This is a genomic window from Betaproteobacteria bacterium (genome assembly GCA_016791345.1).
Taxonomy (GTDB): Bacteria; Pseudomonadota; Gammaproteobacteria; order Burkholderiales; family JAEUMW01; genus JAEUMW01.
The window spans coordinates 1-3,170 of record JAEUMW010000074.1 but is presented as its reverse complement, the minus strand read 5'-3'; the positions used below and the strand labels follow the sequence as shown (position 1 = coordinate 3,170).

Here is a 3,170-nt window from a genome sequence, read left to right as displayed (position 1 = left end):
GCCGCGACGATCATCCAGTGGCTGCGCAGGTGGGGCAGGGTGAAGGGCATCGGTGGACAAAAAAATGGGTGCGGGCTTTGCCGCACCCAGTTCTAGAGGCGGCTGATCGTCAGCGCGGCGCGCCCAGCACGGGCTCCACGTGGCGTCGCAGGAATTCATGGAAATGCCAGACGCCGTCTTCCATCGGCGACTGGTACGGCCCGGCCTCGCTGCGACCCTGCGCCCGCAGCGCGCGGCGGCCGTCGTGCATGCGCTGGCATATCTCGGCATCCTCCAGCGCGGTCTCGTTGTAGGCGGCGCGCTCGGCCTCGATGAGTTCCGGCTCGAACAGCGCGATCTCCTCCGGATAGTAGTACTCCACGATGTTGCTGCAGGCCTCCGGCCCGCGCGGAACGACGTGGCTCACGATGAGCGTCTGCGGATACCACTCGATCATGATGTTCGGGTAATAGGCGAACCAGAGCGCGCCGTACTTGGGCGTCTCGCCGCCGCGGTACTGGAGCAGCTGATCCTGCCAGTGCTGATACGCCGGCGTGCCCGCACGGGCGAGGTCGCGGCTCACACCGCACACCTGGGCGCTGTACCAGTCGCCGAGCTCCCAGCGCAGCATGCGGTCGCAGTCGACGAAACGGCCGAGACCGGGATGGAACGGCACCACGTGATACAGCTCCAGATAGACCTCCATGAAGGACTTCCAGTTGTACTGGTACTCCGTCACCTCGGCGCGGTGGAAGAGATAGCCGTCGAAGGAGAGGTCAGTGGCGATGCCGAGCCCGGCCAGGTCGCGGGCGGGGTCGCGCGGGCCGCGAAAGAGCATGCCGTTCCAGCTCGCGAGCGGTATGCGCTCGAGGTCGAGGCAGGGTCGGTCGGGAAAGTGCGGGGCACCGAGCAACGTGCCGCTGGTGTCGTAGGTCCAGCGGTGGATGGGGCACACCAGGTTGTTCGCGTGTCCGCGCCCCTGCAGGATGATGGCCTGCCGGTGACGGCACACGTTGGAAAGAAGATCGACGCCATGGGCGTTGCGGATCAGGGTCTTGCCGTTTCCCGTCCAGTCCAGCACGTGATAGTCGCTTGGGCAGGGAACCATGAGCTCGTGGCCGACATAGCCGGGGCCGTTCGCGAATACTGTGGAGAGTTCCGCCTCGTGGATATCCTGATCGAGATACCAGTCGACGGACAGGGGTTGGGGGGTGGAAGTCAGGGCACCAGCAGCAGCCAGATCAGTCATAAGGCAATTTTTCACCTCGTTCGCGTTAAGGGTTGAAGGACTTTTGCCGCGACCGGAAAAGCGCTGCGGAGGGCACGGCAAAAAAACAGCGTAGGCTAGCAGAAGCGCTGGCAAAATCAATTACTTTGGGCCTTCTGCAGCATGCGGAGGAGAGTCGCAGCGTTGACCCCAAAGCCCTGGCTGGGATACCTTACGCCGTTTTCGTGTGTTCGGGCCCGAATTCGATGTCGAAGACCGCCGAGGACCGGCCGGAGAGCTTCGAGGCGGCGATCGTCGAGCTCGAGGGATTGGTGGCCCGCATGGAAAGTGGCGAGCTGCCACTCGAGGATTCGCTGGCCGCTTACAAGCGGGGTGCGGAACTGTTGCTCTACTGCCAGTCTGCATTGCAGAGCGCGGAGCAGCAGGTCAGGATCCTCGAAGAGAACACCCTGAAGCCGTTTTCCCCGCCCCAACCCTGACGCGCGGGACGGCGTTGTATCAAGCATCCGATCCTTGGGATTCGATTTCGCCTTGAACGCTTCGTGCGCCCCGGAGGGGGCCGACCTGACTGCGGGTGCTGCCCGCCAACCCGTCGCAGGTGCCTTCGACGACTGGGTTGCGGCGCGACAGGCCGAGATGGAGAACCTGCTCGCCCGCCTGCTGCCGTCGGCCCAGGTGGCACCCGTCCGCCTGCACGAGGCGATGCGCTATGCCGTCCTCGGCGGCGGCAAGCGCGTGCGGCCGCTGCTCGCCCTTGCCGCGGGCGAGGTCGCCGAGGCACCGGCTGAGCGTGTCGCCGTGGTCGGTGCCGCAGTGGAACTGATCCACGCCTATTCGCTGGTGCACGACGATCTGCCCTGTATGGACGACGACGTGCTGCGGCGGGGCAAGCCCACCTGTCACGTCGAGTTCGACGAGGCGACCGCGCTCCTGGTGGGCGATGCCCTGCAGAGCTTGGCCTTCGATCTCATGTCCGCGCGCGCGCTTGCTCCCGATCCGCGCACGCAGCTCGAAATGGTGGCGCTCTTGGCGACCGCGGCCGGTTCGCGCGGCATGGCCGGCGGCCAGGCCATCGATCTCGACGCCGTCGGGAAGTCCCTGACGCTGCCCGAGCTCGAGTTCATGCACATCCACAAGACCGGGGCGCTGATCCGCGCGGCGGTGGTGCTCGGCGCGCGCTGCGGGGCGGCGCTCGATGGCGACGGGCTTGCGCGCCTCGACCGCTTCGCCAAATATATCGGATTGGCGTTTCAGGTCGTGGACGACGTGCTCGATGCGGATTCCAATACCGCCACGCTGGGCAAGACGGCCGGCAAGGATGCCGATCACGACAAGCCGACCTACGTCCAGCTGCTCGGCATTGCGGGTGCGCGACAGCTCGCGCTGGAGATGCGTGGCACCGCGCTCGAAGCGCTGGCGCCGTTCGGTGCGCGCGCCCGGCGTCTGGCGGAACTCGCGGATTTCATCGTAATGAGAAAATTCTGATGAATGCACCCGAAGTGCGCTATGAGCTGCTGGAATCGATCTGCGATCCGGCCGATCTGCGCCGGCTCTCGCGCGCTGACCTGCACAAGCTCGCAGACGAGCTGCGGCGCTTCCTGATCGAGTCCGTCAGCAAGACCGGCGGGCATCTCTCGTCCAACCTCGGCACGGTCGAGCTCACGGTGGCTCTGCATTACGTTCTCAACACGCCGCACGACCGCGTCGTCTGGGACGTCGGCCACCAGACCTACGCGCACAAGATTCTCACCGGGCGCTTCGATCGCATGTCGAAGCTCAGGATGTGGGGCGGCATTTCCGGCTTCCCGCGTCGCTGCGAAAGCGACTACGACACCTTCGGCACCGCCCACGCCAGCACGTCCATCAGCGCGGCGCTCGGCATGGCAGTGGCGGCGAAACAGCGCGGCGACAGCCGCCGCTGTGTGGCGGTGATCGGCGACGGCGCGATGACCGGCGGCATGGC

At 65.9% G+C, this 3,170-nt stretch carries 4 protein-coding genes; 3 read left to right on the top strand and 1 reads right to left on the bottom strand.

What is annotated here, in order from left to right:
• Positions 1–109: 109 nt before the first annotated feature.
• Complete coding sequence (locus tag JNK68_02860; GenBank protein MBL8539293.1) at positions 110–1,228, bottom strand: aromatic ring-hydroxylating dioxygenase subunit alpha; 1,119 nt, start codon at positions 1,226–1,228, stop codon at positions 110–112.
• Positions 1,229–1,452: 224 nt separating this feature from the next.
• Between JNK68_02860 and JNK68_02855 the strand changes: the two genes are divergently transcribed.
• From JNK68_02855 to JNK68_02845, 3 genes are all read left to right on the top strand, one after another.
• On the top strand, positions 1,453–1,686 hold the full coding sequence (locus JNK68_02855; protein ID MBL8539292.1) for an exodeoxyribonuclease VII small subunit: 234 nt from the start codon (positions 1,453–1,455) through the stop codon (positions 1,684–1,686).
• Positions 1,687–1,843: 157 nt separating this feature from the next.
• Positions 1,844–2,692, top strand: coding sequence for a polyprenyl synthetase family protein (locus tag JNK68_02850; GenBank protein ID MBL8539291.1), 849 nt, complete (start codon positions 1,844–1,846; stop codon positions 2,690–2,692).
• Positions 2,692–3,170 (top strand): 1-deoxy-D-xylulose-5-phosphate synthase (locus tag JNK68_02845; protein ID MBL8539290.1); only part of this gene is annotated, 479 nt, incomplete at its 3' end. The genes JNK68_02850 and JNK68_02845, both read left to right, overlap by 1 nt.